Raw genomic sequence first — 4,415 nt, forward strand, 5'->3', positions numbered from 1 at the left:
GGTGAACTCCACGCCGTTGCTGAAATTCAAGGTGACGTTTTGCAAACCGTAATTACGTTGTGAAGGCTTGAGGGTTTTTTCTACAGTTACTCCGGAGGATATATATCCCCAATCACTGGAAGAACGCGATACTCTGAGACGCTCCGCTTTGTTGAGTTGCAGTTGTCCGGTTTTTAAGGTAAAATGGTCTGGTTCATCCTTGTAATCTGGATAGACGGACAGTTCATAGACTTCCGTGATTTCAAAAGTTCCTAAAGGACTTTTATCTGAAAATACGATTTGTCCCTGAGCATCTTTGAGTTCAAAGCGGGTATTGGGTGGATAGGTCACTTGGTCAAAAGCCTTGTCTGATCTAACAATGGTCAAATAATTGTCCTGCGCCTGCGCCAGTAGGGCTGAGAGTATTAATGTAATTGTAATGATGAATTTCATGATTGTCGTTTTTTGATGATTAATTTTCGATGCGGCCCGATTCGTCTTCAATGGCCGTTTTTCTTTTACGTGCCTTTTTGACCTCGTCAGACCCGAAGTTGTAATTCAAGCTGAGTCTGAACTGTCTGCTGTCTGAACCTCCGCTACCGTCAATGATCAAGTCTCCAAACTCGGTAACTCCTTGCCACGGGGAGGTAAAGAGGATATCACTACCCGCTACTCGCAAGGTCAATTTGTCGTTAAAGAACTTCTTCTGCAGCGCTACATCTAAAGAACCAAGACTTTGGGTCTGATAAGTTCCACCCCAAATAGAAGGCGATTGAAACCAACCCGAAACTTCAAAGGTGAAATCCGCAGGTAACTTAAAGGTGTTCTGTCCGTAGAAACTCAGCGTATTTTGACTTACCGCTAAGAAATCTTCTGAGGTGGCTTCATATTCACTTCTAAAAGCGTTGACACTGAAGTAAATGCTCCACCAATCGTTAATTCGCGTAGGGTAGGAGATTCCAAGATTATACACCCGTTGGTTGGCCACATTACGCTGATTGATGAAGTTTTGATCCTCTCCCAAAGCCTCAGTAACCTGAGCAAAGAAGTCAGAAATATAAGTGTATGTGAAGGAGGTGGTCAAACGGTAATTATACGTATGTGATAGTTTGATGTTGTTGGTGTACTGCGGCTGCAAGAAGGGATTCCCTTGTCTAAATGTCAGCTCGTCAATTTTGAATTGGAAAGGGTTTAAACTTTGATAGGTCGGGCGTTGGATTCTACGGCTGTAGGTTAAGGCAAAACTGTTCTTTCTGTTGAGTTGGTAGGTCAAGCCACCACTCGGGAACCAATCGGTATAATTGCGTTCCACCAAATCATTGGCGTTGTCTTGGGCAGAGGTCAAGTCTCCTTCGGAGATGGTTTGTTCTACCCGCAGGCCTAATTGCAGATTCCATTTGTCCCAACGGATGTTGTAATTCAAATAGCCGGCGTTGATTTGTTCCGTATAATCAAAGGTGTTGGTTTGTTCCAGGTTGAGGATCTCTTGTCCGTCCACCACATCAAAGAAGTCAAACACATTGTTGGTCTTAACATAAGAATAGCGAATTCCTGCAGCGAGTTTTCCACCCATAAGTGGCTGTTCGTAATCCACTTGTCCCGCCAGAATATCGATCTGAATCGGCGTAATAAAACGCGCAATGGATTCGCTCAGCGTATCTTCTTCTGCACCATTGAGGTAGAAGTTAGGTTGAAAGTTATTGCGATCGCTGTAAAAATTTCCATAGTTGAGATCTACCGTGAATTCACGACCAATGGTGTCTTTGTATTTGTAGTTGAGGTTACCATTGAGATTGGACGATACATTGTCTGAGTTACTCTGAGCGATCAAAACCTCTACCGGCATGGTTTGTCCTCCTGGAATGATGGGCGTGCGGCTGTCGGTTCTGTTGATCACATTGCTGAAGTTGGCATTGAAAAGCACGCCCAGCGTATGTTTATCGTTGATGTAATAGTCAAAACCTGTTTTGATGTTGTGGTTGTTGATATCTAGCACCATTGTGCTGCGCTGATCAAAGGTGGTTCCGTTCTGACGTCTAAACAGATCAATAAAACCAAAACCATCTCCAAAGCGATTGCTGTATGTACCGTAGAGGTTGGTCTTTTTACCGCGGTTGTTCAAATTAATAGAACTGTTCACCCGCGGGAACTTCCCTTGAATATAGCCTAAGGTCAAAGAGCCGTTGGTACCTAAGCTTTTGTTGCGCTTAAGGATGATGTTAATAATACCTGCGTTTCCTGCAGCCTCGTATTTAGAGGAAGGTTGGGTAATGATCTCTATAGATTCAATATCTGTGGATTGCAGGGTTTCTAAATAGTTCACCAAATCTTGGCCGGCCAGCACAGAAGGTCTTCCGTCAATATAGATCTGCACGCCGGCTTTTCCTTCTACAATAATGCTGTTGTTATTGTCTATGAGCACACCCGGCGCTTTCCTAAGCAATTCAAAACCGGTACTCCCTGTGGCATTGATGGTCTTATCCACATTAAATACGGTCTTGTCCGCTAAAACTTCTACAATGGGCTTTTCAGCAATAATGGTAACCTCATCTAAAGCTTCTGCGGCTTCCTCTAAACGGATGGTCGGTAGCTTTAAGTTACGCGCTAAGTTGAATGCTTCGGATTGGTAAGGAGCAAATCCCAAGCTGTTGAGCGCAATATAGTATCGGTCACTTGGCAACTCTTTAATTAAAAAGAAGCCATCCGCATCAGTGATGGTGGCTTTTACCAAAGTGCTGTCTTGCGCTTTGTAAAGGTAGGTAGTTGCAAAAGCCACCGGTTGCTGATTTGGATCTACTAGCTGTCCGCTAAGCTCCAGATTTTGGCCCTTGAGCAAACTACAGCTCAAAAGGATGAGGAGTAGTGAAATTCGTATTTTGATTGAATTGTTCATAATGCTGATGTTTGATTGACAAGGCAAATATGTGGTGGGTTTAAGACATATAAAAGTACAAACCGACCAGCGGGCCTATAAGCCGACGAACGTGCCCGGACCATTCATCGGGCTATAGGCCCATTCGTCTGATGGAGCTAGTTCGATCAAATTCAAATCCTTACATTTGGGTAAAATTCATCATCATGACTAAACGAACACACCTTTTACTAAGCCTATTTTTAACTGTTACGGGCCTATTCTATGCCCAGCAAATTGACCAAGCAGCCTTACAATCTTTAATAGATCAACAGATCGGGGATGACACTCCTGGAGTTGCTGTTGGTGTTGTATATAAAGGAGAGGTGGTCTTTGAGCATTATGCAGGCTTTGCCAATTTGGAATACCAAATCCCTGTAGGGGAGCAGTCGGTTTTCAATATTGCCTCCGTAGCCAAACAGTTTACTGCCGCTATGGTTGTTGACCTTAGTTTGCAAGGAAAACTCAATCTTCAAGACGATCTAAGAACTTATTTGCCTGATTTATACGCTAATATCAAAGCCCCTATTACTCTGGAGCAGATACTCACTCATACCAGTGGGATAAGAGATTATTGTGATCTGATGGCAGTACAGCGAAACCCTTGGTGGAGACGCGAGGGCTTGAGTAACAAGACTGTTCTAAAGATGCTGCAAAAACAACAAACGCTCAATTTTAAACCAGGGAGTGATTATACCTACAGCAACAGCGGATATATTGTACTGGCTGCTGTTGTCGCTAAAGTCACAGGAGAATCCTTTGCCGATTATTCCAAAACTTGGTTTCAATCTATTGGACTGAATCACACCCAATTTTCAGACAATTATATGGAGGTCATCCCTAATAAAACAACGGCTTACGCCAATTGGGGGGATGGCCGCTGGCAGATCTATCCTATGATCACAGATCTTCACGGAGATGGTTTTCTCTATACTTCCTTAGGCGATATGCTCAACTATGAGAAGCAGATCCAAGCTGCAGTGCTTGCAGATCAAAACTCTTGGAAGGCAACTACTCAGCAGGCTTTGGATCTTTCACCAACAGGCTACAGTTACGGCTTGGAACAAGGCAGTTTTAACGGTCAGCCTATGGTTTATCATTCTGGGGCGACTGGGGCTTACGGAGCTCATGTAGCGCGTTTGCCACAAGATCAATTGTCTGTATTTGTTATGAATAACGGAATTGTGGACGCGAGTTATCTGGCAATGCAAGTTTTAGAAACCATTTACGGTCCTCAAGAACAAGGAGTCGCCTCACCAAGCATGCCAGAGACTATTGGGGCCAAACCCAAAGAAAGTTCCATCTTAGGCACCTATTTGCTAGAATCAAGTACCGAGGTAGCTATTGTTAAGCGCAACGATACTTTGTTTAGAGAAATTAAAGGAGCCAATCCAGTTGCCTTGGAACACTTTAAAGGGAATGTGTATAAGTACACCAACGGTTCTGGTTTGGCAGTCGCCTTTGTACCCAGTGAGAAAAGCGCGGGTAAATTCGACTTTGAACTATACCATCCGCAGATACCGAT

At 43.7% G+C, this 4,415-nt stretch carries 3 protein-coding genes; 1 reads left to right on the plus strand and 2 read right to left on the minus strand.

All coding sequences use genetic code 11. The features are described from left to right. Together HRT75_RS14070 and HRT75_RS14075 are read right to left on the minus strand one after the other, a co-directional pair. The coding region (locus HRT75_RS14070) for a hypothetical protein (protein ID WP_291188048.1) at positions 1-432 on the minus strand (432 nt) is incomplete at its 3' end. A 19-nt stretch (positions 433-451) separates the two neighbouring features. Next, on the minus strand, positions 452-2,872 hold the full coding sequence (locus HRT75_RS14075) for a TonB-dependent receptor (RefSeq protein WP_291188051.1): 2,421 nt from the start codon (positions 2,870-2,872) through the stop codon (positions 452-454). 185 nt (positions 2,873-3,057) lie between these two features. Here HRT75_RS14075 and HRT75_RS14080 point away from each other — a divergent pair. Next, positions 3,058-4,415 (plus strand): serine hydrolase domain-containing protein (locus HRT75_RS14080; RefSeq protein WP_291188054.1); only part of this gene is annotated, 1,358 nt, incomplete at its 3' end.

Source organism: Gilvibacter sp., assembly GCF_013214815.1.
Taxonomy (GTDB): Bacteria; Bacteroidota; Bacteroidia; order Flavobacteriales; family Flavobacteriaceae; genus Gilvibacter.

Coding starts and splice junctions, on each gene's coding strand:
- HRT75_RS14075 (WP_291188051.1), bottom strand. CDS start 2,872: ATGAACAATTCAATCAAAATACGAATTTCACTACTCCTCATCCTTTTG.